Below are 24,414 nucleotides of genomic sequence, written 5' to 3' on the forward strand. Positions count from 1 at the left end.
CGTGGCGACGCCGCGGCCGGCCAGGCCCTCGGCGTGCAGGAACTCGCTGGAGGCGGAGACGCCGAGCGGGCTGTTGCCGTCGCGGTCGGTGGGGCCGGAGCCGGCGATGATCAGCGCGGCGGCCCGGGTCGGACCCTCCGGCGTCAGCAGGGTCCCGTGCAGGGGCGCCGGGTCGGCGGGCAGTGTCACCGGCGCGGCGACCGGATCAGACAGCAGGGCGGCGGCGAGGAGCAGGCTGAGCATGGCGGGTCTCCGGGCGGTCGGGGTCAGAAGGGCTGACGGTCGGGGTCGGTGCGCCAGACGCGCCAGCTTTCGACCCCGGACCAGACCGCGGCGAGGACGATGGCGCCGACGATGGCGTAGAGGCCGAGAGGCTGGGGCGCGAACGGGGCGGTGAGCAGCCCGGCGAGGCCGATGACGAAGAAGAGGCGGCCGGCGAGGCGGTTGGAGCGCTCCCACGACAGGCGGCTCTTGTAGGCCCAGGGCGTGCGCACCCCGACGAAGGGATTGGGCCCGACCCGGCCCAGGAAGGCGCCGATCAGCAGGATCACGAGGCTCATCAGGGCCACCGGCAGGGCGCCGCTGATGTCGGTCGCGCCCGACAGGCTGGCCGAGGCGATGAGCAGGCTGATGAGCGGAATGCTGAGGACCACGACGAGCTGGGCGTAGCGCAGGGCCCGCCGGCGGGCGGGATCGTCCGTGCGGCCGGCCGCCAGGGCCATGCCGCCGCCGAGCAGCAGGGTCAGCAGGGCGAGGCCGGCGAGGCCGCCGCCGAGCAGTTCCCGACTGCCCCAGTCGTCCGCCTGACCGGCGGCGTTGTAGTGGATCGGCAGCAGTTCGGTCGGGCCGGCGAGGATGGTCCAGATGCCGAGGGCGCCGACCATCAGGCTGAGGACGACGGTGGCCAGATCGAGGGCGGAGCGGGCTTTCCGTGGCGCGGTCATGTCTTGTCTCCCGAATCCCGGCGGCGGGCGCCGGTCATGGCCAGCAGGAAGGCGAGGGCCTCCTCCACGGCCGAGATCTCGAGCCGGTAGCGGATTGAGGCCCCCTCGCGCTCGGGCGAGACCAGACCGGCCTCCTTGAGCGCATTGAGGTGGCCGGTGATGGTCGGCCAGCTCATGTCGAAGGCGGCGGCGATGTCGCCGGACGCCATCGGCCCCTTGCGCAGCATGTCGATGATGCGGCGCCGGACCGGATGCGACAGGGCCTTGAACAGTGCGTTCATAGGAACAAGACTAATTAGGAAAAATCCTAAATGCAAGGGGCCGCGACGCCCGTTTCGTGATCTTGCACCGGTTGGCGCAAGAATATATGCAACGCATACGAAACGTATAGTCAGGAGCGGCCCGTGGGGATCGTCAATATCGAGGATGAGCTGCACGAGCAGCTGCGCCGGGCCAGCCGGGCGTCCTGCCGGTCGATTAATGCCCAGGCGGCCTTCTGGATCAGGCTGGGCATGCTGTGCGAGCTCAATCCCGGCCTCAGTTTTCAGGAACTGATGGCCCGCGAACTGAAGGCGGCGGGCGTGGGATCGCCGCAAGCCGCGGCCGCGGCGGTATGATCAAGACGCCGGCCGAGGTTGAGCTGATGGCGGAGGCGGGGCGTCTGTTGGCCTCGGTGTTCGAACATCTGGACGAACAGACGCTGATCGGCATGAGCACCCTGGAGGTCAACGACCGGGTCGAGGCCTTCATCGTCGACGAACTGGACGCGCGGCCGGCCAGCAAGGGACAGTACGGCTATGGCTTCGTGCTGAACAGTTCACGGAACGACGTGATCTGTCACGGCGTGCCCTCGGCGGACGAGGTGCTGGCGGACGGCGACATCGTCAATCTCGACATCACCCTGGAAAAGCACGGCTTCATCGCGGACTCGAGCAAGACCTATCTGATCGGGGATGTCGCGGCGCCGGCGAAGCGGCTGGTGCGGACGACGCGGGAGGCGCTGTGGAAGGGCATCCGGGCGGTGCGACCGGGCGCGCGGCTGGGCGACATCGGCCACGCCATTGAGCATCACGCCAGGCGGGCCGGCTATTCGGTGGTGCGCGAATACTGCGGCCACGGCATCGGCCGCGAGATGCACGAGGCGCCGCAGGTGCTGCACTACGGCAAGCGGGGGACCGGGCTGACGCTGAAGGAGGGGATGGTCTTCACCATCGAGCCGATGATCAACCAGGGCCGGCGGGAGGTGCTGGAGGGCGACGACGGCTGGACGGTCGTGACGGCGGACGGGAAGCTCTCGGCCCAGTTCGAGCATACGGTGGCGGTGACCAAGGACGGGGTGCGGGTGCTGACGCTGAGGGCGGAGGAGGGGCGGGGGTGAGCGGGCGCCCCAAGGTCCGCTGACTACCCCGGGCGGACCCGGCTACCAGTCGCCGAGGTGTTTGAACGCGCCTGCCACGAGACGTCGTCCTTCGAATATCACTCCGTCTTCGGGATCGGGCTGAACCCTGGGGTCAGAAAGGGCCGCAGCCAGACCTCGATCCCGAGCGTCCTTGTCCGGCCATTGCGTCCAGGAGAGGATCACCGTTTCGCCCGCGGTCCCCGCGGCGGCGTCCAAGAAGGTCCGGGTTTCGTCACCCAACCCTTCACGCGCTTCCTCGGCGTGGAATGACGCGGCAGGCTGATCGCTGTCGTCAAGGATGATGTCGGTTGTCCGGGTTGCCCCGTGCTCCCGGTAGACGGCCCCCACCTTCTTCGAGAAGTCGCGATAGGCCGGAAGTTGCGACGGTCGGACGGGAATCAAATAGGCGTCGAAATAGGGCATGCCCCAAGCTCATCACGAGCGAAGACCGCTTTCCACCCCTGGCGGACGCCGCCTCAGATCGAGAAGCTGACCCCGCAGCCGCAGCTCGACGCCGCGTTCGGATTGCGCACCACGAACTGCGCTCCGGCGAGGTCGTCGACGAAGGCGATCTCGGAGCCCTTGAGGAAGGGCAGGGAGACGGGGTCGACGACGGCCGCCTGGCCGCCGGTCTCGACGCGGATGTCGTCGGCCTCGGCGGACTGGACCAGTTCGAACCGGTACTGGAAGCCGGAGCAGCCGCCGCCGTCGACGGCGACGCGCAGCAGGACCGGATGACCCTCGGCCGCGCCCAGTTCAGCCAGGCGTTTGGCGGCGCTGTCGGACAGGGTCAGGCCGTGCCCGCCAGCGGACGGCGATATCTGGAACAGGGATGCGGATTGGACGGTGCTCACAGGGGCCTATATGAGGCGCGCAGGGCCGATCGCAAAGGCCCGCAGCCGAATGAGCAGCCGACGTTGATCCCCGAACGCGCGCCCTACGCCGAATATCCCGAGCACAGCCGCGGCCGGCTGACGCCCGAACCGATCAGCCGCACGCGCAACGCCTATGCCCGCGACCGGGACCGGATCATCCACGCCACGGCCTTCCGCCGTCTGAAGGAGAAGACCCAGGTCTTCGTCGCCCATGAGGGCGACCACTACCGCACCCGCCTGACCCATTCGCTGGAGGTGGCGCAGATCGCGCGGTCGCTGGCCCACGCCCTGCGGCTGGACACGGATCTGGCCGAGACGGTGGCCCTGGCGCACGACCTGGGCCATCCGCCGTTCGGTCATGCCGGGGAGGACGAGCTGCAGGCCCAGATGGAGCCGTGGGGCGGCTTCGACCACAACGTCCAGACCTTCCGCGTCGTGACCCGGCTGGAGCATCGCTATCCGCAGTTCGAGGGGTTGAACCTGAGCTGGGAGACCGTCGAGGGGGTGGTCAAGCACAACGGGCCGGTGTCGCACCGGCTGGACGAACCGGCGTGGAAGGCCATCGCCGACTATGCGCCGGGCTGGGATTTGCGGCTGGGGACCTTCGCCTCGCTGGAGGCCCAGGCGGCGGCGATCGCGGACGACATCGCCTACAACAATCACGACGTCGACGACGGGGTGCAGGCGGGGCTGTTCTCGCTCGAGGACCTGGCCGATGTGCCGCTGATCGGGCCGGTGCTGCACGGGGTGCGCAGGGACTGGCCCGACATCGACGACCGGATGATCCGCATCGAGGCGGTGCGGCGCATGATCGGGGCCATGGTCGAGGACGTGCTGGCCGAGACCGAGGCGCGGATCGCGGCCGACGATATTCGCTCGACCGAGGCGGTGCGCACCGCGGGCCGGATGCTGGTGGCGTTCTCGCCCGGCATGCTGGCCGATCTCGGGGTGCTGCGGAAATTCCTGTTCGAACGGATGTACCGCCACTATCGCGTCAACCGCACGCGCAGCCAGGCGCGGCGGCTGCTGGGCGAGATGTTCCAGCTGTTCATGGCCGAGCCGGCGACCCTGCCGCCCGAATGGTCGGGCAAGGCGGGGACATCGGACATGGCGAAGCGCGCCCGGGCGGTGTGCGACTATATCGCCGGCATGACCGACCGCTACGCCATCGAGGAGCACAGGAAGCTGTTCAGCCTGGATCTGGCGCTGGATCTTTAGCTTGTCATCCCGGCCGAAGCGAAGCGGAGAGCCGGGACGGGCGGGGCTACTCCCATTGCCCTCCCGGACGGCCTGTGGGCCGAGCCGGGAGAAGGGTTTGGGCCGCAGGCTTTCTCCCGGATAAGCGCAGGCGCTTTCCGGGAGGGACTCGGTGATGCTTCAGGCGTCCCCGATCTCCGCTTCGCCACGTCGGGGATGACAAGGTGGAGGAGTTGCGTCTGCGGCCTGAAAAAGGACTCGGACCGGGATAGAGTGTGGGTTCCGCGCGTCGATTCGCGCGGACCATGAGGCGCGTCATGTCCAACGAAGATCCCTATCGTCCGAACCAGGGCCGCGACCGGGGCGCCTATACGCCGCCGACCGATGACGACCTGCCGTTCAACCGCGGCGGCTATGACCCCCGCCGGGCCGGCGGCGGGGGCGGGGCCAAGGCGCCGCCGATGACCCTGATCATCTCGGGCGTGGTGCTGCTGCTGCTGATCATCGCCGTCGTGGTCTATTATCGCGCCGGGCCGCGCTCCTCGAACGACGCCCCGCCCGCCGTGGGCACGCCGGTCGTGCAGATGAAGGCCGACGCTCCGGTCGACGCCCAGCCGATCGATCCGGAAGCGGGCATCGACGTCTATGACGCCGCCGAGGCCCCGACCGCCGCCCCGACCTTCACCCCGCCGCCCGAGGTCGCCCAGCCGCGTCCGGCGCCGCGTCCGGCCGGAACGACCGCGCCCGTCGCGCCGCGACCGACGCCCGTGACGCCTCCCCCCGCGAAGACCGAGCCCCGGACCCCGGCGACCGTCGGGGGAACCTCCGGCGTACAGATCGGCGCCTTCTCGACCCCCAGCCTGGCGGACCGCGAGTTCGCCGCCATCGTCGGCCGCTATCCGCAGTTCACCGCCGGGGCCGACAAGCGGGTGCAGGAGGTGACGGCCTCGAACGGTTCGACCGTCTATCGCACCACCGTCACCGGCCTGAGCCGCGACCAGGCGACCGGCCTGTGCAACGCCATCAAGGCCGCCGGCGGCGACTGTTTCGTGCGCTGACCGATCGGTGACCTCGGCGGCGATCTACGGCTGTAGCGGCCATCGGCTGACGGAGGCGGAACGCGCCTTCTTCGCCGAGGCGCGGCCGTGGGGCTTCATCCTGTTCCGCCGCAACATCGACAGCCCGGAGCAGGTGCGGGCGCTGACGGATGAGCTGCGCGCGAGCATCGGCGACGCCGCCGCCCCGATCCTGATCGACCAGGAGGGCGGACGGGTGCAGCGGATGGGGCCGCCGCACTGGCCGAAATATCCGCCGGGCGAGGCCTATCTGAAGGCGACGAACGACCCGCTGGCGGCGCGCGAGCTGGTCCGGCTGGGCGCGCGGCTTATGGCGCATGACCTGAAGGCGGTCGGAATCAATGTTGATTGCCTGCCCGTTCTGGATGTTCCGGTGCCGGGGGCCCACGACATCATCGGCGACCGGGCCTATGCCCGTGATCCGGCGACGGTGGCGCAGCTGGGTCGCGCGGCGGCGGAGGGGATGCTGGCCGGCGGCGTGCTGCCGGTGATGAAACACATGCCGGGGCATGGCCGGGCCTTCGCCGACAGCCATCACGACCTGCCGGTGGTGCATGCGGATTTCGCGACCCTGGACGGCTGGGATTTCGCGCCGTTCAAGGCCCTGTCGGACATGCCGATGGCGATGACGGCCCATGTGGTGTTCGACGCCATCGATCCGAAACGGCCGGCGACGACCTCGAGGAAGGCCGTGAAGCTGATGCGCGGGCATCTGGATTTCGGCGGCCTGATCATGACCGACGACCTGTCGATGAAGGCGCTGTCGGGGACGCTGACGGAACGGGCCGGGGCGGCGCTGAAGGCGGGCTGCGACGTGGTCCTGCACTGCAACGGCGACCTCGACGAGATGCGGCAGGTGGCCGAGGGAACCGGCCGGCTGAAGGGCCGGGCGGCGAAGCGGGCGGCGGCGGCCATGGCGCGGATCGTCCACACGCCGGAGCCGCTGGACCCGTTCGAGGCGCGCCTGAGGTTCGACGCCCTGATGGCCGGAAAGCTGGACGCCGCCCGGGGACCTGACGTGGGGGAGGCGCAGGCATGACCGACGCCTTCCAGCCCAACCTCGACTTCACCGCCGCCGAACAGGTCGATGCGCGCGAGGCCTTCGTCGTCGACCTCGACGGCTATGAGGGGCCGTTGCACGTGCTGCTGGCGCTGGCGCGGACGCAGAAGGTCGATCTGCTGAAGCTGTCGATCACCAAACTGGCGGAACAGTATCTGGCCTTCGTGCATGAGGCGCGGCGGCGCAATTTCTCGCTGGCGGCCGACTATCTCGTGATGGCGTCGTGGCTGGCCTATCTGAAGTCGCGCCTGCTGCTGCCGCGTACCGACAAGGGCAAGGGCGACGAAATTCCGGCCGAGGAGATGGCCGCGGCCCTGGCGTTCCGGCTGCAGAAGCTGGAGGCGATGCGCAAGGCGGTGGAGGCGATCACCGCCCGGCCGCAGCTGAAGCGCGACGTCTTCAGCCGCGGCGATCCCCAGGCGACGGTGATCACGCCGTCCGACCGCATCGACGCCAGCCTGTATGAGCTGATGGCCGCCTATGTGACCCAGCGCCGGCGCGAGGAGCAGCGGCAGTACAATCCCGGCCAGCGGGTCGAGGCCTTCGCGCTGGAGGCGGCGCGGGACTGGCTGAGGGAGGTTCTGCCGCGGCTGGAGCAGTGGACGCCGCTGGAGCAGGTGGCCCCGGCCCGACGCGGCGAGGACGGCCCGACCCAGGCCAGCTTTACCGCCTCGACCCTGTCGGCCAGTCTGGAGCTGGTGAAGGAGGGGGCGATGGATGTGAAACAGGCCGAGGCCTTCGCCGAGCTGTATCTGAAGCGGCGCGGGCGGGGTCAGGTGCTGGAGCTGGTGCCGTGATCCAGTTCGCTCCCGATCATGGAGAGATCGAGCGCCGCGTCGAGGCGCTGTTGTTCGCGGCGGCCGGGCCGCTGTCGGCGGCGGAGATCGCGCGGCGGCTGCCGGAAGGCGCGGATGTCGGCGGGGCCATATCGGCCCTGCGCGAACGCTATCACGGGCGGGGGGTCGAGCTGGAGTGCGTCGCCGACCGCTGGCAGTTCCGCACGGCGGCCGACTTGTCGTTCCTGATGACCGAGGAGCGGGAGGAGCCGCGGCGGCTGTCGAAGGCGGCGCTCGAGACCCTGGCCATCATCGCCTATCACCAGCCCTGCACCCGGGCCGAGGTCGAGAGCGTGCGCGGCGTCTCCCTGTCGAGAGGCACGCTCGATCTGCTGCTGGAGATGGGGTTCGTGCGGCTGCGCGGACGGCGGCGGACGCCGGGGCGGCCGGTGACATACGGCACCGCCGACCGGTTCCTGGAGCATTTCGGCCTGTCCAACCTGTACGACCTGCCCGGAGTGCAGGAGATGAAGGCGGCGGGCCTGCTGGACCTGTCGATCCCCGTCGGCTTCGAGGTCCCGGATCCGTCGCGCGCCACGGACGGCGACGACGAGCCCCTGCTGCCGGGGGATGAGGATGCGCCGGAATTCGCCCGGGATTTCGTGGCGGAGGACTGAGGCGGCGGACCGACCCCTCCACCACACTTCGTGTGGTCCCCCTCCTCATCAAGATGGGGAGGAGACGTCGCGGCCGTCTCCTCCCTGTCGCGAAGCGATGGGGAGGGGGACCATGCGAAGCATGGTGGAGGGGTGATGCATTCCGCTCCGACCCTTGCTAATCGCTTCAGATGATCGCTCGCCTTCGCCCCGTTCCGTTCGACCTCGGCCCCGTCCATTTCGTGGGCATAGGCGGCATCGGCATGAGCGGGATCGCCGAGATCATGCTCAAGATCGGCTATTCGGTGCAGGGCTCCGACGCCAGGGCGTCGGCCAACACCGAGCGGCTGGAGAAGCTGGGCGCGCGAATCTTCATCGGCCATGACGCGGCGCATATCGGCGACGGGGTGTCGGCGGTGGTCTATTCGACCGCGGTCAAGGCGACCAATCCCGAGATGGTGGTCGCCCGCGAGCGCCGCATCCCCCTGGTCCGCCGGGCCGAGATGTTGGCCGAGCTGATGCGGCTGCAATTCTCGATCGCGGTCGGGGGCACCCACGGCAAGACCACGACGACCTCGATGGTGGCGGCCATTCTCGACGCCGGTGGGCTGGACCCGACGGTGGTCAACGGCGGCATCATCAACGCCTATGGCACCAACGCCAAGGTCGGCGACGGCGACTGGATCGTGGTCGAGGCCGACGAGAGCGACGGCAGCTTCCTCCGCCTCAAGTCGACGGTGGCCATCGTCACCAACATCGACCCCGAACATCTCGACCACTACGGCGACTTCGACGGGGTGCGGAAGGCGTTCGTGGACTTCGTCGAGAACATCCCCTTCTACGGTTTCGCCGCCGTCTGCCTCGACCATCCCGAGGTGCAGCGGCTGGTGGCCTCGATCGATAACCGGCGGCTGGTGACCTATGGGGTCAATCCCCAGGCCATGGTCCGGGCCGACAATGTCGAGATGAAGCCCGACGGCTGCCGCTTCGATGTGCTGATCCAGCCGCAGGGTCTGGCCGCCCTGGACGAGCCGATCCGGATCACCGGCCTGCACCTGCCGATGGCCGGCTGGCACAATGTCTCCAACGCCCTGGCGGCGATCGCCGTGGCGCGCGAGCTGGACGTGTCGGATGAGGCGATCAAGGCCGGTCTGGCCGGTTTCGGCGGGGTGCGGCGCCGCTTCACCACCACGGGCGTGGTCGGCGGGGTGCGGATCGTCGACGACTACGGCCACCACCCGGTCGAGATCGCCGCCGTGCTGAAGGCCGCGCGACAAGTGGCCGAGGGCCGGGTCATCGCCGTGGTCCAGCCGCACCGGTTCACCCGGCTGGAATCGCTGATGGAGGAGTTCTCGACCTGTTTCTCGGACGCCGATGCGGTGTTCGTGGCCGACGTCTACGCCGCCGGCGAGACGCCGATCGAGGGCATCGACAAGGACGCCCTGGTCGAGGGCATCCGCCGCTTCGGGCACCGGTCGGTGCAGCCGCTGGAGAGCGTCGAGGCCCTGCCGGGCGTGATCGCGGCGGAGACGAAGGACGGCGATCTGGTGGTGCTGCTGGGCGCGGGGGACATCACCCAGTGGGCCTATGCCCTCCCGGGGCAGCTGGAGGCGCTGGGTTGATCGCCTTGCCGGAGGTCCGCGGCAAGTTGCTGCGCGATGAGCCGCTGGGGCCGTTCACCTGGTTCCGGGTCGGTGGAAACGCGGACGCGTTGTTTATCCCGGCCGACGCCGATGATCTGGCCGACTTCCTCAAGGCGATCGACCCGGCCGTGCCGGTGACGGTGCTGGGCGTCGGATCCAACGTCATCGTGCGCGACGGCGGGGTCGAGGGCGTGGTGATCCGGCTGGCCGGGCGGCCCTTCGCCGGCATCACCACCGAGGGCGACACGATCACGGCCGGCGCCGGGGCGCTGGATTCCATGGTGGCCAAGGCCTCGGCCAGGGCGGGGCTGGCGGGGCTGGAATTCTACGCCGGCATTCCGGGGACCATCGGCGGGGCCCTGACCATGAACGCCGGCTGCTACGGCGCGGAGACGAAGGACATTCTGGTGTCGGCCTGGGGTCTGACGCGGTCGGGCGAGCGGGTCGACTATGCGCTGGCCGACTTCGGCTACACCTATCGCCACTCCGGGGCGCCGGCGGACATCATCTGGATCGAGGCGACCTTCCGCGGGACGCCGGACGATCCCGACGCCGTCGCCGCCCGCATCGCCGAGATCACCGCGCGCCGCGAATTGACCCAGCCGATCCGCGAGAAGACCGGCGGCTCGACCTTTAAGAACCCGCCGGGTCATTCGTCGTGGAAACTGGTCGACGAGGCGGGCTGGCGCGGGAGACTGTTCAAGGCCACCGGGGGCGGGGCCATGTTCAGCGAATTGCACAGCAATTTCATGATCAATCCCGGCGAAGCCACGGCAGCGGATATCGAGGGTCTCGGAGATGCCGTGCGCGCCGACGTTCAAAGTAAACTGAACGTAAACCTGGAGTGGGAGATCAAGAGGATCGGCCGCCCGCTCTGAGTTGATCCTTCCATGACCCGCCCCTTTTCCGACCTGCACGTCGCCGTCCTGATGGGCGGACTGTCGTCCGAACGGGAGGTGTCTCTCTCGTCCGGCAAGGGCTGCGCCGACGCCCTGGAAGGGCAGGTTGCGCGGGTCAGCCGCGTTGATGCGGGCCGCGACCTGGCCCAGGTGCTGGCCGATCTGAAGCCCGATGTCGTCTTCAACGCCCTGCACGGGGAATGGGGCGAGGACGGTTGCGTCCAGGGCGTTCTGGAAACCCTGGGCATTCCCTACACCCACTCGGGCGTGCTGGCCTCGGCCCTGGCCATGGACAAGGATAAGTCCAAGGCCGTGCTGAAGGCCGCCGGGGTGGTGGTGCCGGGCGGCGGCCTGTTCGATCGCCACGCGGTGTCGCGCACCCACGTCATCCCGCCGCCCTATGTGATCAAGCCGAACGCCGAGGGCTCCTCGGTCGGGGTCTATCTGGTGCGCGAGGGCGAACCGCCGTGCGCCGCGCCGGGCGAGGCGAGCTGGACCTATGGCGAACAGGTGATGGTCGAGCCCTTCATCGCCGGCAAGGAACTGGCCGTCACGGTTCTTGGGGAAAAGTCTGGGCCGCGCGCCCTGACCATCACCGACATCACCCCGGCCAAGGGCTTCTATGATTATGAGGCCAAATACGCCCCGGGCGGCTCCAGCCACGTGCTGCCGGCGGTCCTGCCGCCCCATGTGTTTGAGGCCGCGATGCGGGAATCCGAGCTGGCGCACACCGCCATGGGCTGCCGCGGCGTCTCGCGATCCGACTTTCGTTATGACGATGTTAAGGACGAACTGGTCCTTCTGGAGGTCAATACCCAGCCCGGCATGACCCCGACCTCGCTCAGTCCCGAGCAGGCCGCCCATGTGGGGATGGACTACAAAGCCCTGGTACGGTGGATGGTGGAGGACGCCTCATGCCCGCGGTAGTTCGCGGCGGTCGGCGACAGAGTTCGAACCAGCCTGCAAAACGCGGCGCGGCTCCCAAATCCCAGGGACGCGGCCGCGCGCCGCGCAACGCCCAGGCCACGCCCGGGAAGATGGCGGCGCTGGGCCGGCTGGATCTGTCTCCCCGCGCAGTCGTGATTTCAATCGCCGCCGGCGCCCTGCTGCTGGCGGCCGTTCTGGCGACCGGAGTGCGGGCCGAGCGCATCGGCGCCTCGATCAGCCATGGCGTGGACGGCATGACCGCCGGCCTCGGCCTGAAGCTGGAAAAGGTGTTCATCGAGGGCGAGAGCCCCGAAGCCACCCGCGCCATCCAGCAGGCCGTGCAGCTTTCGGCCGATCAACCGATGACCTCCATCGACCTCGACGCCGTGCGCGAGCGGGTCGAGCAGATCGGCTGGGTCAAGTCCGCCCGGGTCGTGCGCCTGCTGCCCGACACCCTGATCGTCCATGTCGTCGAGCATGACCGGCTGGCCGTCTGGCAGACCGGCGGCGTGAACCAGGTCATCGACAGCCATGGCCAGGTGATCGCCGGGGCCGACGCCGGCCGTTATCCGAACCTGCCGCTGGTCGTCGGCAAGGGCGCCGAACAGGCGGCCTCCGAAGTCCTGCCCCTGATCGCCCAGCGCCCCCGGCTCGCCAGCCGGGTCGAAGCCCTGGTGCGGGTGGACGAGCGGCGCTGGGACCTGCGGCTCAAGGACGGCAGCCTGATCCAGTTGCCCGCGTTCAACCAGGAGGCGGCGCTGATCCAGCTCGACGCCCTGGACCAGCGCGAGCGGCTGCTGGAGCTGGGCTTCGCCCGGATTGATCTGAGAACGCCCGAGGAGGTCGCCGTCCGGCCCTCCGCCGGCGAAGCATAGAGCGGGGAAGACGTATGACCGGACGGTCTGTGGACAAGTCTGTGGATAGCACAGGCCGGACGGCGGGCAGGGCGCCCGTGGTCGCCGCGCTCGACCTCGGCCAGTCCAAGGTCGCCTGTTTCATCATGAAGGCCGACGGCGTGCGCCATGCCGACCGCACCATCCGGGTCGCCGGCGCGGGCCACGTCCAGTCCCGCGGCGTGCGCGGCGGGGGCATCGTCAATATGGATGAGGCGGCCCAGGCCATCGGCCATGCGGTCGAGCGCGCTGAGCGCGCCGCCGGCTGTCCGGTCTCCGGCGTGGTCGTGACCACGGCCATCGGCCAGATGGCCAGCCACCGGGTCCAGGCCCGGGTTTCGCTGGGGGCCAATCCGGTCGGGGACGCCGATCTGGCGCGGGCCATCGGCATGGCCCTGGCCCAGATCCGCCTGCCCAACCGCCGGCCGATCCACGTCCTGCCGATCGCCTGGTCGGTGGACGGCGCGCGCGGCGTGCACGATCCGCGCTCGATGAAGGGGCATTCGCTGGGGCTGGACCTGCTGGTCGTGTCCATGGCCGAGAGCGCCTTCAACGGCCTGAGCCACTGCCTCGAACTGGCCCACCTCGACCTGCAGGGCGTGGCGGCGGCGCCGGTGGTGTCGTCGCTGGCGGCGCTGGAAGACGACGAGATGGATCTGGGCTGCGTCTGCATCGACATGGGCGGCGGTTCGACCTCGGCGGCGGTCTGGGGCGGTCGCTCGCTGCTGCATATCGAGTCGCTGAACGTCGGGGGAGATCATGTCACGGCCGACATCGCCCGCGGCCTGTCGACCTCGCGCGCCGGGGCGGAGCGACTGAAGACCCTGCACGGCTCGGCCATGGCCAACGCCCACGAGGACCGCGAGATGCTGGAGGCCCCGCCGCGCGGCGAGGACGCCTCGGCCGGCCCGATCTTCGTCCAGCGCGCCATGCTCAAGACGGTCATCGCCCCGCGCGTCGAGGAGACGCTGGAGCTGCTGCGCGACCGGCTGCGCAACGCCGGCGTGGGGCTTGAGCCCGGCGCGGGCCTGGTCCTGACCGGCGGGGCCAGCCAGCTGAACGGCGTCCGCGAGCTGGCCATCCGGGTGTTCGACCGCCCGGTGCGGCTGGGCAAGCCGCAGCGCGCGCCGCACCTGGCCGACGCCGCCTCGGGTCCGGCCTTCTGTTCGGCGGCCGGGGTCTTGCTGCGCGCCGCCTACGGACCCCGCGAGGCCGTTTCGGCCCGCAAGCTGATGTCGCGTCAGATCTCCGCGGCCGACGCGCCCCGCGTCCACCGCGGCGGGATTGTGGCGCGCGCGGCCGGCTGGCTGCGCGAGAATCTCTGACCGACAGCGGCGCTGCGCGAGTGACAGCCGCAACATTTCCCCGACATGGCGAGACTGTGTCCGGATTGTAACAACTGCGGGTCGGATTGGTCGCCAAGAGGCCACAATCCCTTGCCGTTGCCCGCTTAACTGCTAGCGTGGAGGTCCGAAGCAGAATCCGTCGTCCGGCGGACGCTGCGTATTGCATCCACAACGGTTGGGGCCCAATCACCATGCTTCTCAAGCGCAAGTACCTCTTTGGCACGACGATCCTCGCGGGCGTCATGGCCGTCACGGCTCCGGCCTTCGCCCAGGACCAGCTCCCGGGCGTGAACGTTCAGGGACAGGCCGATCCGCAAGCCACGGAGATCGACGAAGTCGTCGTCACCGGTTCGCGCATCCGTCGTGACCCGACCAACGCTCCGACCCCGCTCATCCAGGTTACGCGTGAAGCGCTGCTGAGCACCGGTCAGTCGACCGTGGTCGACTATCTGGCCACCATCCCGGCCCTGTCGAACTCGCTGGTGCCTTCCGACACCACGGGCTCGAACCTGAACGACGGCGGTCTGTCGTTCGCCAACCTGCGCTCGCTGGGCACCGGCCGGACGCTGACCCTGGTCGACGGCCGCCGCCATGTCGGCGCCGCCGCCGGCAACCTGGCCGTCGACGTCGACTCCATCCCGCGCCTTCTGATCGAGAACATCGAAATCGTCACCGGCGGCGCCTCGTCGGTTTACGGCGCCGACGCCGTCTCGGGCGTGCTGAACTTCCAGCTGCGCCGCGACTTCGAAGGTCTCGAGATCGACGCCAACTACGGCATGATCAACCAGGCGGGTCAGGCCAACAAGCGTATCTCGGCCCTGATCGGCACCAACCTGCTGGACGACCGTCTGAACCTGTATGCCTTCGGCGAGTACGAAGACATCGACATGGTCGAGAGCCTGGACATCGACTGGCTCGAAGCCGCGCACGCCTTTGTCGGCATCGACGCCGACCCGACCAACGCGCCGTACGACGGCATGCTGGACAACGCCGTGTTCAGCGGCGTCCGCACCCTGTCGCGTCCGCGCTGGGGCCAGACCACGCTCGCCAACTCGCAGCGTCCTTCGCCGCTGAACGATCCGGATGTGCCGCTGGCGTCCTGTACCGCTCTGACCAGCGCCAACTGCTACAGCCTGGACCCCACCAAGACCTACGTCTTTGAAGGCAACACCGCTCGCCTGGCCAACTTCGGCCAGCGGATCGGCAACGTCGGCTCGAACCGCACGCTGAACATCGGCGGCGACGGTGAAAACCCGAACAACTTCGGCCAGGAGACCCGCGTTCCGGAGTCGACCTCGCAGCGTTACCAGGTCGGCGCCAACTTCGCCGTCATGGACAACGTCGACCTGTCGGTTGAATACAAGTTCATCACCGAAGACACGTTCGACATCTCGCAGCCGACCTTCTTCGACATCTTCCTGAACAACGGCAGCTATGCCGCCAACTGGACCAACACGATCCGGGCCGTGTCGCAGTTCGACCTGCGCTACACCGACAACGCCTATCTGCCGCAGAACGTGAAGGACGCGATCACGGCGAACACGGTCACCAACTGGACCGCCAACGCCAACACTGAAGGCACCGCCGCCACCACCACGGCGCGTCAGTGGGCCCGTCACTCGATCTTCGGCCCGCAGCGGACCCAGGACAACACGCGCGAAATCGAGCGTTACGTCCTGGCCCTGAGCGGCGATTTCGACCAGATCGGCTTCATCAAGAACATCGACTGGGATCTGTCCTGGGTTTCGGGCGAAGCCCGCAACGAGAACGTCGAGCGTGGTGTTGACGTCCAACGCTTCGCCCTGGCCGCTGACGCGGTCGTGGACACCGCCGGCGTCGTCAACGGCACGCCCGGCCAGATCGTCTGCCGCGCCCGTCTGATCGAGGCCACGAACCGGTCGAACCCGGCCCTCGGCGACCTGGACGATTACGTCCGGGGCGTGTTCGGCGGCCGCACCGCCTACACCAGCAACGCCGAGTTCCGCTCCGCGGTCGACAACTGCGTCCCGCTGAACGTGTTCGGCGCCGGCAACCAGAGCCAGGCGGCCCTGGACTATGTCGACGCGGCCATCACCGTCAGCCACGTCAACCAGCAGGATCAAGGCCTGGCGGTCATCTCCGGCCAGCTCTGGGACTTCTGGGGCGCCGGCGAGATCGGCATGGCCATCGGCGCTGAATACCGCAAGGAATACACCGAAGGCGTCGGCCGCTCGGCCGGCACCGGCGACCGCCTGCTGTTCCTCAACACCGGCGCGGACTTCGCTCCGGCGGAATACGAGTCGAAAGAATGGTTCGCCGAACTTTCGATCCCGCTGTTCCGTGACAGCTGGATGGGCGAGTACGCCGAACTCAGCGGTTCCTACCGTTCGTTCGACTACACCACGGCCGGCGAGGGTGACGTCTATGGCGTGAACCTGGTCTGGCGTCCGGTCCAGGACATCGCCTTCAAGACGAGCTTCAACACCTCGTTCCGGGCGCCCAACCTGTCGGAAAACTTCGCTCCCGCCAGCCAGACGTTCGCAAACGGCTTCGTCGACGCCTGCGCCACCCTGCAGATCGCCGCGCAGAACGCCGAAGTCCGGGCCAACCGGATCGCCAACTGTACGGCTCTGGCCACGGCCGCCGGTTTCTCCTTCGACTTCGCCGGCGCCACCGCGACCAACCTGGACGACTTCAACCCGATCTACTCCAGCGGCATCGCGGGCATTAACTCCGGCAACCCGAACCTGACGCCGGAAGAGTCGGAAAGCTTCACCTTCTCGACCGTGCTCCAGCCCCGCTGGTTCCCGAACCTCAGCATCATTCTCGACTACTACGAGATTGAACTGAACCGCGTGATCGTGTCGCCGTCGGCTGTCGCCCTGACCGCCGCCTGCGTCAGCGGCTCGTCGCTGAACCCCGACGCCTGCGGCGTGGTGTTCCGCAACAACCCGACGATCCCGTTCGGCGTCGGCGCTCCCGGCGGCGATCCGATCGGCGGCTTCATCCAGAGCCCGGTCAACCTGGCCCAGCTGACCACGCGTGGTCTCGACTTCTCGGCCCGCTACTCGCTGGACACCGAAGAAGTGTTCGGCCGCAACTGGGGTCGTTTCGACTACCGCGTCGGTGGTCTGTGGCTGATCGAGCAGGAGAACTTCACCAACGTCGCCGATCCGTCCGACGGCACGGAACTGGGCAGCACGATCTTCTACCCGCGTGTTCGCCTGACTTCCTCGCTGACCTGGTCGCCGAACGACATCTGGAGCGTTAACTGGAGCGTGGACTGGCAGACTGCCCAGGACAGCACCAACTTCCGCGACAACATCGGCAACCTCGACACCCGTCCGTTCAACACCTACGACACTGGCAACTTCGCCCGCCACGACTTCACGGTGCGGTGGAATGCTGCGGACGACCTGTCGATCCGCATGGGTGTGGTCAATGCGTTCGACGCCGAACAGCCCCACTACCTCGGTGGCACGCTGCTCAGCAACATGGATCCCTACGGCACGCGCTTCTTCGTGGGCCTGAACTATCGCCCCTGGTAAGACCCGGAGGCTCCAAGACGGAAAGGGCGGCTCGCAAGAGCCGCCCTTTTTCGTTGGTCCACACACCGAAAACTGCGCTCAAGGTTAACGAAAATCGTGGCTTGAGCCGCGACTCACCCTATCCGGTAACACTCTCTTAAGCAGATCGGGCGTTTCCTTAACGCGCTCATAACCAATGCGAATCGGCGGGGTTTTCGCATCGGACTGCAGGGGCAGGGTCGGATAAGGTCGGAATAGAATGTCTCTCTCGCTGGTGCGTCCTCAAGCCACGGATTTGAAGCCGCGGATCGTTGTCTTTGGTGTCGGCGGCGCGGGCGGAAACGCCGTCAACAACATGATCGACGCGGGTCTGGAGGGCGTCGAGTTCGTCGTCGCCAACACCGACGCCCAGCATCTGTCGTTCGCCAAGACCGACCGCCGCATCCAGCTGGGCGAGACGATCACCCAGGGTCTGGGCGCGGGCGCCCACCCCGAGGTCGGCATGAACGCCGCCGAGGAATCCGCTGACGAGATCTACGGGCACCTGGACGGCGCCCACATGGTCTTCATCACCGCCGGCATGGGCGGCGGCACCGGCACCGGCGCCGCGCCCGTCATCGCCAAATGCGCCCGCGACCGCGGCATCCTGACGGTCGGCGTGGTGACCAAGCCCTTCACCTTCGAGGGCCGCCACCGCATGCGCCTGGCCGACGCCGGCATCGCCGAACTGCAACGCTATGTCGACACCCTGATCGTCATTCCGAACCAGAACCTGTTCCGCGTCGCCAACGAGCGGACCACCTTCGCCGACGCCTTCGGCATGGCCGACCAGGTGCTGCACTCGGGCGTGCGTTCGATCACCGACCTGATGATCCTGCCGGGCCTGATCAACCTCGACTTCGCCGACGTCCGCGCCGTCATGTCCGAGATGGGCAAGGCGATGATGGGCACGGGCGAGGCCTCGGGCGAGGACCGCGCCCTGCAGGCCGCCCAGAACGCCATCGCCAATCCGTTGCTGGACGAGACCTCGCTGAAGGGCGCCAAGGCCGTGCTGGTGAACATCACCGGCGGCATGGACATGACCCTGCTGGAAGTCGACGAGGCCGCCAACGCCATCGCCGGCGAGGTGGACGCCGACGCCAACATCATCTTCGGCGCCGCCTTCGACCCCGCCCTGGACGGCAAGATCCGCGTCTCGGTCGTGGCCACCGGCATGGAAGACCTCGCCGCGGTCAAGACCACGCCGAACGCCTCGACCTCGGTGTTCGACGCCCGCCGCCCGACGCCGGCCCATGCCGCGTCGCGCGCCGAGCCCGTGCGCCACGATCCCGTCCGCGAGCCGGCTCGCGCCGAGATGTCGCGCCAGGCGGAAGCCGCGCCGGTCGTTCCGACCTTTCAGTCCAACCAGCCGACCTACGGCGCCGCGGCCCGCGCGCCCGAGCCCCGTTTCGAGCCGCGCCCCGAGCCGGTGATCCACGTGGCCGAGGAGCGCACCCTCGAGCCGATCGTCGATCCCTGGGTCGAGGAGTATGAGTCCGCGCCGCGCAGCCGCACGGTGGCTCAGACCTCCGCGCCGGTGGCGCAGGGCGACCTTTATATGGACCGCTCGGCCCCCGCCCAGCCGGCGCCGCAGCATGACGAGCCCGCCCACGACGACTATGACGACCGGGATCACCGCAAGTCGGGATGGAGCCTGTTCGGCCGCGGCAAGCGTCAACCGGCCCAGCCGACCTATCCGCCCCAGTCGCGCACGACCGAAATGCGCTCGACCAGCCAGACCCAGCCGGCCCCCGAGCTCGGCGAGGCCGAGGATGATCTGGAAATCCCGTCCTTCCTGAGACGCCTCGCCAACTGATCCGGCCTCAAGGCCATCGGAACCGCCCCGGAGCCCGCGCTCCGGGGCGATTCTGCGTCCGGACGTGGTTCGCCAAACCGAAACAATCCGAAACCCGACTTTCATTTCCCGCTTGTTTACCACCCGCTAGACGGTTCGTGGGGCGAACTCCGCACACAAGGGCGGACCGCGAAAACTGCAATGAGTATGAGTTTGTCGGTCAGAATCGACCATCGCCAGAAGACGACCGTGGCCCCTGCGATCATCGCGGGCGTGGGCGTGCATACGGGCGACCGGGTGCGTCTGGCCGTGCGTCCGGCTCCGGCCGGCACGGGCATCGTCTTCGTGCGCACCGACATCAAGGATCGCGACAACCGCATTCCGGTCTCGGGCGAGGCGGTCGTCGACGCCCGCCTGAACACCATGATCGAGAATGCCGCGGGCGTTCGCCTGTCGACCATCGAGCACCTGATGGCCGCCTTCGCTGCCCTGGGGGTGTCCAACGCCGTGGTCGAGGTGGATGGACCCGAACTGCCGATCCTCGACGGTTCGGCGCTGCAGTTCGTCCAGCTGCTGGACCGCGCCGGCTTCCGCCGCCAGGAGGCCCCGGTCCGCTATATCGAGATCCTCGAGCCGATCCGGGTGCAGGACGGCGACAAGAGCGCCGCCCTGCTGCCGTGCGACCGCTATGAGATGCGGTTCGAGATCGAATTCGACACGCCGGTGATCGGCAATCAGGTGGTGGATTTCGTCGTCGACGAGGAAACCTTCCGCACGGAGATCATGGCCGCCCGCACCTTCGGCTTCGCCCATGAGGTCGAGGCCCTGCGCCGCGCCGGCCTGGCCCGCGGCGGTTCGCTGGAGAATGCCGTGGTCATCGACGGCGACCAGATCCTGAACCCGGGCGGGCTGCGGATGGAGCGCGAGTTCGTCAAGCACAAGGCGCTGGACGCTATCGGCGACCTGTATGTGCTCGGCGCGCCCCTGCTGGGCCGCTACGAGGGCGTCAAGGCGGGCCACGCCATCAACAATCTGCTGGTCCGCGAACTGCTGGCCAACCCGCAGGCGTGGCGCGAAGTGACGCGCGTGCCCGAGATGGCGATGGCGGGCTGACCAGCCCCCGGATCAGCCCAGGCTGACCGCGCTCATCAGCCGGCCGAAGTCGGCCTCTCCTGCCAGATGGGCCCGCCGGTTCGAATAGAAGCGCGTCGCGTCCGTGCGCGTGTCGTGCCCCGTCCAGGCGGCGTCGGCGACGCCGGCCTGCTCCAGCCGCCACAGGACGAAGGCGGGCAGGTCGAACAGGCGTTTGTCGTCGGTTTCGCCCGGGGCGAAAAAGCGGGCGGCGCCGGGGTCGTGGTGGTCGAACCGGTCCTGGAAGTCGGCGCCGACCTCGTAGCTGGCCTGGGCGATGCAGGGACCGACGACGGCGACCATGCGGCGGGGCTCGGCGCCGAGGGCCTGCATGGCCGCCACTGTCGAGTGGACGACGCCGTCCAGCGCGCCCTTCCAGCCCGCATGGGCCGCGCCGACCACGCCGGCCTCGGGATCGGCCAGCAGGATGGGGGCGCAGTCGGCGGTCAGGACGGCGCAGATGACGCCGGGCGCAGCGGTGACCGTGGCGTCGCCCTCGGGCCGCTCGCCCTTCCAGCCGGCCTCGGCGACGCGGGCGACGGCGGAGTGAATCTGGAAACAGGCGGCCAGGTCGTCGGGGACGCCGCCGAACCATTCGGCCACGCGCCGCCGGTTCTCGGCCACGGCGACGGGATCGTCTTTCGAGCCGACGCCGGTGTTCAGGCCTTCATGGAGGCCCGTCGAGACGCCGCCATGCCGGGTGAAGAAGCCGTGACGCACGCCGGCGCGGTCGAGCAGGGGATGGGTGATGGGGGTCAGCGTCATGGCTATGCCTCGAAGCCCGGGACGACCAGCGAGCGCGGGGAGAAGATCGCGCAGGCCTTGAACAGGGTTCCCATCTGGTCGTCCGCGGTCAGTCGGGCCAGCTGGCGGTCGATCACCGCGGCGGCGTCGGGGCGGCCGGCCTTCAACCGGTCGGCGCGGGCCTCGATGCCGAGCAGGTTCAGGAACTCGCCCTGGCCCAGGGTTCCGGTGACGTCGGCCCCGGCGTGGATCGCCGCCTCGAGCACCGTGGGGAAGTCGGCCCATTGGGTCAAATCCACCTCGCCGGGCGTCTCCAGCGGATCGACCTTCTGGTGGCGGCGAAGGCCCTGGAGCGTATCGCCGGCCTCGCGTCGGGCGCGGCCGTAGTCGATCAGCAGGGCCGCGCCGCTCGCCGCGCGGATCAGGGCGCCGACGTCCCGGCCGAAGGCGGCCTGCTGGTCCGAAATCTCGACCGTCTGGCCGGGCTCGACCGCGAAGTCCGGGCGTTTGAAGCCCCCGGTGATCTTGACCAGACCGAAGGTCAGGTCGCCCCCCCCGTTTTCATTGGCGTCGGTCACGCCCACCCGGCGCTCGGCCCAGCCGTCTTCGGTCTTCACGAACTGGCGGGCGGGCAGGCAGTCCAGCACCTCATTGGCGATCAGGATCACGGGGGCGTCTGTCTCGATGCGGTCCAGCGAGGCGACCCAGCGTGGATGGATGTCGCTGTCGGCCAGCATCCGGGCCTGGGCGTCGCGCAGGGGCGGGCTGGGCTCGATCAGGATCAGGTCGGCGGCGCGCAGGAATTCGGGGTCCAGCCGGGCGGCGCGCAGGGCGTCGGCCATCAGGGTCCCGTCGCCGGGCCCGACCTCGACCAGCCGCACCCGCTCCGGGGCGCCCAGACGCCGCCACAGCTCGACCGCCCACAGACCGATCAGCTCGCCGAACATCTGGCTGATCATCGGCGCGGTGATGAAGTCGCCGGTCGCGCCGATGGCCGGACGGGTGGCGTAATAGCCGTCCTCCGGGTCGTGCAGACAGCGGGTGACATAGTCGGCCACCGTCATCGGCCCGGTCAGGACGATCTCGCGCGCCAGGCGGTCCCTCAGCGACATGGGGTCAGGCGGCGACCGGCGGCCGGCTCCAGGCGCGCCAGATCAGCCAGGCGCCGACCAGCATCATCGGGATCGACAGCATCATGCCCATGGTCAGTCCCAGCGGCAGGTTCTCGAGTCCGGCGTCGGGCTGGCGGAAATTCTCCAGCGTCGCCCGCGCCAGGCCATAGCCGAACAGGAACAGGCCGGTGATGTAGCCGGGCTTGGCCAGCAGCCGCCATTTGTACACGGCGAGCCACAGGAGGCCGAACAGGGCCAGACCCTCGAGGCCCGCCTCATAGAGCTGGCTGGGGTGGCGGGCGACGTCGCCGGCGGGGCAGAAGCCGTACATCCGCTCGATCGAGGCGTTGCAGAACCGGACGCCCCACGGGGCGGTCGTCTCGCGTCCCCACAGCTCGCCGTTGATGAAGTTGGCGATGCGGCCGAAGAACAGGCCGATCGGCACGGCCGGGGCCACGAGGTCGCCGAGGCTGAGCAGGCGGATCCGGTTCCGTCTGGCGAACAGGACGATCGCCAGCGAAACGCCGATCAGGCCGCCGTGGAAGGACATGCCGCCATCCCAGAGGCGCAATACGGCGAGCCGCTCGCCGAGGTCGGCGCCGGTGAAAATCTGGGCGTAGAGCTGCGGTTGATAGAACAGGGCGTAGCCGAGCCGGCCGCCGAGAATGATGCCGAGCGTGATCCACAGGATCAGGTCGTCGAGCTGGATCGTGGTGACCGGCGCCTTGCCGGGCTGCCAGAGGGCGTTGTCCTTCGCCAGACGGGCGGCATACCACCAGCCGACGACGATGCCCGCGACATAGGCGAGGGCGTACCAGCGAATGTCCAGCGGGCCGATGCTGAACAGGACCGGGTCGAACTCGGGAAATTGCACGGGCGCTCCTGCGGAAGGTCTTCGCCTGGGGTTTAGCAAGCGCGGCCGCGTATGGCCATTTTTGCTTCGGGTCGCATCGACCCGAATCCAAAAAGGCCGAGGGTCAGTATTGAGCGATCTCCCGAGCGGAGATCGCTCAGGCCCTGAAATTTCCGCAACACGCCGCCGGCCGCCCAAATCAGGCCATAGGTCGCATCGACAGCAAGGTTTCGTTCACCATATCGGGTGAACCTTCGTTAACGACGCTCGTTGGTTCGAGCCGGAGCACTCCATGCAGACCCGCAATCCCCTTCTCGACGAGTTCGCCAAGCTGACGACCGGGGCCATGGGCCTGGCCCAGGCGGCCGGGGAAGAGGCGAAGACGGCGTTCCGCTCGGGCGCCGACCGGATGGCGGCCGACCTCGATCTGGTCCGCCGCGACGAGTTCGACGCCCTGAAGGCCGAGATCGCGGCCCTGCGCGCCGAGGTTGCGGCGCTGAAGTCGCCTGTAAAGACGGCAAAGAAGCCTGCCACGGGAACGTCCACAGGGCGCGTTCCCCCTCAGGACGCAGCCGGTTGAGCCGAATCTGCGAACCCGCCTACCGTCCGATGACAGGGCGTGAGTCGCGCCCGGAGAGTGCCTGATGGACATTGTTCGGCCCGAAGAAGTCGATGTTCCCTACGATCCGCTGGATGTCGTGGAGCACGTCCTGGTGGCTGAAAACCTGCCGTTCGACCGCACCGACGAGGGCGATCTGGCCTTTGCCCTGGCCGGCGACTGGAAGGACTATGAGCTGTGGTTCGCCTGGCGGCCCGAGGGCGACTGCCTGCAGCTGTGCTGCGCGCTGGACCTGCAGGCGTCCAGGGCCCGCCGGGCCGCCGCCTATGAACTGGTCGGCCTGATCAACCAGCGCACCTGGATGGGCCATTTCGAGGTCTGGGCCGACGACGGCGAGATCGTCTTCCGCCATTCGCTGGCCCTGCCGATGGGCGAACGCCCGACCCTGGCCCAGGCGGCCTCGATGATCGATGCGGCGGTCGAGGCGGCGGACCGCTACTACCCCGCCTTCGACTTCATGATCCGCGGCAACAAGAAGCCGCAGGAAGCGATCGACTCCTGCCTGTTCGAGACCGTCGGCACGGCCTGAGGCCATGAGCGCTCGTTCGACAGCCGGGACCGTCGCCCTGGTGGGGTGCGGACGGCTGGGTTCGGCCATCCTTGAGGGCTGGCTCAAGACCGGCGCGGTCGCGGCGCGCGAACTGATCATCTTCACCCCGTCGGACAAGCCGGCCGCCGAGGCGGCGCGGGCGCAGGGCGCGCGGGTCAATCCGCCGATCGACGCCCTGGTCGAGGCGCGGGCGCTGGTGCTGGCGGTCAAGCCGGCGAAGTGGCGCGAGGCCCTGGGTCCGCTGGTCGGAGCGCTGAACCCCGAAGCCGTGATCGTGTCGGTGATGGCGGGCGTGGCGGCGGCGGATATCAGCGCCGTGGCGGGCCGTCCGGTCGCGCGGGTCATGCCCACCACGGCGGTGGCGCAAGGTCGCG

General features: G+C 68.8%; 25 protein-coding genes and 1 pseudogene. 18 read left to right on the top strand and 8 right to left on the bottom strand.

Features of this window, described 5'->3' with window-relative positions; all coding sequences use genetic code 11:
* The 3 genes and pseudogenes from QQJ79_RS10600 to QQJ79_RS10610 form a co-directional block, all read right to left on the bottom strand.
* Nucleotides 1-243, bottom strand: a pseudogene (locus tag QQJ79_RS10600) (alpha/beta hydrolase); the annotation flags it as partial.
* Between the two features lie 23 nt (nucleotides 244-266).
* Complete coding sequence (locus tag QQJ79_RS10605; RefSeq protein ID WP_284222900.1) at nucleotides 267-944, bottom strand: SdpI family protein; 678 nt, start codon at nucleotides 942-944, stop codon at nucleotides 267-269.
* Nucleotides 941-1,225, bottom strand: coding sequence for a metalloregulator ArsR/SmtB family transcription factor (locus tag QQJ79_RS10610; RefSeq protein ID WP_284222901.1), 285 nt, complete (start codon nucleotides 1,223-1,225; stop codon nucleotides 941-943). The genes QQJ79_RS10605 and QQJ79_RS10610 overlap by 4 nt, the downstream gene beginning before the upstream one ends.
* 123 nt (nucleotides 1,226-1,348) lie before the next feature.
* Between QQJ79_RS10610 and QQJ79_RS10615 the strand changes: the two genes are divergently transcribed.
* Together QQJ79_RS10615 and map are read left to right on the top strand one after the other, a co-directional pair.
* Nucleotides 1,349-1,561, top strand: a complete 213-nt coding sequence (locus tag QQJ79_RS10615; RefSeq protein ID WP_284222902.1) for a ParD-like family protein — start codon at nucleotides 1,349-1,351, stop codon at nucleotides 1,559-1,561.
* The gene (gene map / locus QQJ79_RS10620; RefSeq protein WP_284222903.1) at nucleotides 1,558-2,322 is read left to right on the top strand and encodes a type I methionyl aminopeptidase; all 765 of its coding nucleotides are present in this window, start codon (nucleotides 1,558-1,560) and stop codon (nucleotides 2,320-2,322) included. Before QQJ79_RS10615 ends, map begins: the two co-directional genes overlap by 4 nt.
* Nucleotides 2,323-2,364: 42 nt before the next feature.
* On the opposite strand, the gene QQJ79_RS10625 is transcribed toward map, so the two are convergent.
* On the bottom strand, nucleotides 2,365-2,766 hold the full coding sequence (locus tag QQJ79_RS10625; protein ID WP_284222904.1) for a DUF1428 domain-containing protein: 402 nt from the start codon (nucleotides 2,764-2,766) through the stop codon (nucleotides 2,365-2,367).
* 53 nt (nucleotides 2,767-2,819) lie between these two features.
* A complete protein-coding gene (erpA, locus tag QQJ79_RS10630) occupies nucleotides 2,820-3,197 on the bottom strand; it encodes an iron-sulfur cluster insertion protein ErpA (RefSeq protein WP_284222905.1) in 378 nt (125 codons plus the stop codon).
* A gap of 63 nt (nucleotides 3,198-3,260) precedes the next feature.
* On the opposite strand from erpA, the gene QQJ79_RS10635 reads away from it, so the two are divergent.
* From QQJ79_RS10635 to lpxC, 13 genes are all read left to right on the top strand, one after another.
* Nucleotides 3,261-4,436 (top strand): deoxyguanosinetriphosphate triphosphohydrolase, encoded by a 1,176-nt coding sequence (locus QQJ79_RS10635; protein ID WP_284222906.1) that lies wholly within the window; start codon nucleotides 3,261-3,263, stop codon nucleotides 4,434-4,436.
* Nucleotides 4,437-4,732: 296 nt separating this feature from the next.
* Entirely contained in the window at nucleotides 4,733-5,473 is a 741-nt protein-coding gene (locus QQJ79_RS10640) for an SPOR domain-containing protein (RefSeq protein WP_284222907.1), read from the top strand.
* A gap of 7 nt (nucleotides 5,474-5,480) precedes the next feature.
* Nucleotides 5,481-6,530: a beta-N-acetylhexosaminidase gene (nagZ, locus tag QQJ79_RS10645; RefSeq protein ID WP_284222908.1), complete on the top strand. Its 1,050-nt coding sequence runs from the start codon at nucleotides 5,481-5,483 to the stop codon at nucleotides 6,528-6,530.
* Entirely contained in the window at nucleotides 6,527-7,348 is an 822-nt protein-coding gene (locus QQJ79_RS10650) for a segregation and condensation protein A (RefSeq protein ID WP_284222909.1), read from the top strand. The genes nagZ and QQJ79_RS10650 overlap by 4 nt, the downstream gene beginning before the upstream one ends.
* A complete protein-coding gene (scpB, locus tag QQJ79_RS10655) occupies nucleotides 7,345-8,004 on the top strand; it encodes an SMC-Scp complex subunit ScpB (protein ID WP_284222910.1) in 660 nt (219 codons plus the stop codon). Before QQJ79_RS10650 ends, scpB begins: the two co-directional genes overlap by 4 nt.
* A 170-nt stretch (nucleotides 8,005-8,174) precedes the next feature.
* The gene (gene murC / locus QQJ79_RS10660) at nucleotides 8,175-9,605 is read left to right on the top strand and encodes a UDP-N-acetylmuramate--L-alanine ligase (RefSeq protein ID WP_284222911.1); all 1,431 of its coding nucleotides are present in this window, start codon (nucleotides 8,175-8,177) and stop codon (nucleotides 9,603-9,605) included.
* Nucleotides 9,602-10,504: a UDP-N-acetylmuramate dehydrogenase gene (murB, locus tag QQJ79_RS10665; RefSeq protein ID WP_284222912.1), complete on the top strand. Its 903-nt coding sequence runs from the start codon at nucleotides 9,602-9,604 to the stop codon at nucleotides 10,502-10,504. Before murC ends, murB begins: the two co-directional genes overlap by 4 nt.
* A 12-nt stretch (nucleotides 10,505-10,516) precedes the next feature.
* Nucleotides 10,517-11,452: a D-alanine--D-alanine ligase gene (locus tag QQJ79_RS10670; RefSeq protein WP_284222913.1), complete on the top strand. Its 936-nt coding sequence runs from the start codon at nucleotides 10,517-10,519 to the stop codon at nucleotides 11,450-11,452.
* On the top strand, nucleotides 11,440-12,327 hold the full coding sequence (locus tag QQJ79_RS10675) for a cell division protein FtsQ/DivIB (RefSeq protein ID WP_284222914.1): 888 nt from the start codon (nucleotides 11,440-11,442) through the stop codon (nucleotides 12,325-12,327). The genes QQJ79_RS10670 and QQJ79_RS10675 overlap by 13 nt, the downstream gene beginning before the upstream one ends.
* Nucleotides 12,328-12,341: 14 nt before the next feature.
* On the top strand, nucleotides 12,342-13,670 hold the full coding sequence (gene ftsA / locus QQJ79_RS10680) for a cell division protein FtsA (RefSeq protein WP_284222915.1): 1,329 nt from the start codon (nucleotides 12,342-12,344) through the stop codon (nucleotides 13,668-13,670).
* Nucleotides 13,671-13,882: 212 nt separating this feature from the next.
* Nucleotides 13,883-17,218, top strand: a complete 3,336-nt coding sequence (locus tag QQJ79_RS10685) for a TonB-dependent receptor domain-containing protein (RefSeq protein WP_284222916.1) — start codon at nucleotides 13,883-13,885, stop codon at nucleotides 17,216-17,218.
* Between the two features lie 238 nt (nucleotides 17,219-17,456).
* Complete coding sequence (gene ftsZ / locus QQJ79_RS10690) at nucleotides 17,457-19,052, top strand: cell division protein FtsZ (protein ID WP_284222917.1); 1,596 nt, start codon at nucleotides 17,457-17,459, stop codon at nucleotides 19,050-19,052.
* 186 nt (nucleotides 19,053-19,238) lie between these two features.
* Nucleotides 19,239-20,144 (top strand): UDP-3-O-acyl-N-acetylglucosamine deacetylase, encoded by a 906-nt coding sequence (gene lpxC, locus QQJ79_RS10695; protein ID WP_284222924.1) that lies wholly within the window; start codon nucleotides 19,239-19,241, stop codon nucleotides 20,142-20,144.
* Between the two features lie 12 nt (nucleotides 20,145-20,156).
* Here the strand turns inward: lpxC and pgeF are convergent, their stop codons facing one another.
* The 3 genes from pgeF to lgt are packed head-to-tail and all read right to left on the bottom strand — an operon-like array spanning nucleotide 20,157 to nucleotide 22,892.
* Nucleotides 20,157-20,927: a peptidoglycan editing factor PgeF gene (gene pgeF, locus QQJ79_RS10700; RefSeq protein ID WP_284222918.1), complete on the bottom strand. Its 771-nt coding sequence runs from the start codon at nucleotides 20,925-20,927 to the stop codon at nucleotides 20,157-20,159.
* Nucleotides 20,928-20,929: 2 nt separating this feature from the next.
* Nucleotides 20,930-22,018, bottom strand: a complete 1,089-nt coding sequence (locus QQJ79_RS10705) for a class I SAM-dependent methyltransferase (RefSeq protein ID WP_284222919.1) — start codon at nucleotides 22,016-22,018, stop codon at nucleotides 20,930-20,932.
* Nucleotides 22,019-22,022: 4 nt separating this feature from the next.
* Nucleotides 22,023-22,892, bottom strand: a complete 870-nt coding sequence (gene lgt, locus QQJ79_RS10710) for a prolipoprotein diacylglyceryl transferase (RefSeq protein ID WP_284222920.1) — start codon at nucleotides 22,890-22,892, stop codon at nucleotides 22,023-22,025.
* 271 nt (nucleotides 22,893-23,163) lie between these two features.
* Here lgt and QQJ79_RS10715 point away from each other — a divergent pair, with 271 nt between their 5' ends.
* The 3 genes from QQJ79_RS10715 to QQJ79_RS10725 form a co-directional block, all read left to right on the top strand.
* Complete coding sequence (locus QQJ79_RS10715) at nucleotides 23,164-23,451, top strand: accessory factor UbiK family protein (protein WP_284222921.1); 288 nt, start codon at nucleotides 23,164-23,166, stop codon at nucleotides 23,449-23,451.
* Nucleotides 23,452-23,515: 64 nt separating this feature from the next.
* Entirely contained in the window at nucleotides 23,516-24,019 is a 504-nt protein-coding gene (locus tag QQJ79_RS10720) for a type III secretion system chaperone family protein (RefSeq protein ID WP_284222922.1), read from the top strand.
* Nucleotides 24,020-24,023: 4 nt separating this feature from the next.
* The coding region (locus QQJ79_RS10725) for a pyrroline-5-carboxylate reductase family protein (RefSeq protein WP_284222923.1) at nucleotides 24,024-24,414 on the top strand (391 nt) is incomplete at its 3' end.

This window comes from Brevundimonas denitrificans, assembly GCF_030160755.1.
GTDB classification, from domain to species: domain Bacteria; phylum Pseudomonadota; class Alphaproteobacteria; order Caulobacterales; family Caulobacteraceae; genus Brevundimonas; species Brevundimonas denitrificans.